The sequence below is a fragment of the Acidovorax sp. GW101-11A03 genome, assembly GCF_059424825.1.
In genome coordinates this window covers 1-838 of record NZ_JBWKZU010000148.1, presented here as the reverse complement: position 1 = coordinate 838, position 838 = coordinate 1, and the positions used below count along the sequence as shown (strand labels likewise).

Here is an 838-nt window from a genome sequence, read left to right as displayed (position 1 = left end):
ACGATCGCCGCGTCGTTCGGGTCCGAGAGCACGTCCCGCACGAAGCTCTGGTCGATCTTCACCTGGTCCAGCGGCAGGCGCTTGAGGTAACTCAGGCTGGAGTAGCCGGTGCCAAAGTCATCGAGCGCAAAGCCCACGCCTTCGCTCTTGAGCTGCACCATGCGGGCGATGGTGTCTTCGATGTCTCCCAAGAGCAGGCTTTCGGTGAGTTCGAGTTTGAGTTTGCGCGGGTCGGCGTTGTGGTTCTTGAGGGTTTGCAGCACTTCGGCCACGAAGCCGGGCTGGCGGAATTGGCGGGCGCTGACGTTGACGGAGATGGACAGGTGGGCGGTGTTGTCGTGCTGGCTCCAACGCTGCAGTTGTTCGCAGGCGGTCTGGAGGACGTATTGGCCCAGGGGGAGGATGAGGCCGGTCTGTTCTGCCAGGGGGATGAAGTCGCCGGGGCTGATCATGCCGCGCTGGGGGTGGCGCCAGCGCACCAGGGCTTCTGCGCCCATGAGGCGGGCGTGGTGGTCTACCACGGGCTGGTAGTGCACGAGCAACTCGCCCCGGGCCAGGCCCTGGCGCAGGTCGGCTTCGAGGTTGGAGCGGGCATTCACTGCCGCCTGCATGTCGGGGTCGAAGAAGCGCTGGGTGTTGCGCCCTGCGGCTTTGGCCTGGTACATGGCCAGGTCGGCGCGTTTGAGGAGTTCGTCCACGGTGAGGCGTTCGTCGCCAAACAGGGTGATGCCGATGCTGGGGGTGCTGTAGTGCTGTGCGCCGTCCAGGTCGAAGGGCTGGTTCAGGTTGGCCAGGAGTTTCTCGGCCACGGTTTCTGCCTGGGTGGCGGCGTTTTGCA

General features: G+C 64.9%; 1 protein-coding gene. It reads right to left on the bottom strand.

Features of this window, described 5'->3' with window-relative positions; all coding sequences use genetic code 11:
- A partial coding sequence (locus AC07Z7_RS25105; RefSeq protein WP_494768049.1) for a putative bifunctional diguanylate cyclase/phosphodiesterase occupies positions 1-838 on the bottom strand: 838 nt, incomplete at both ends.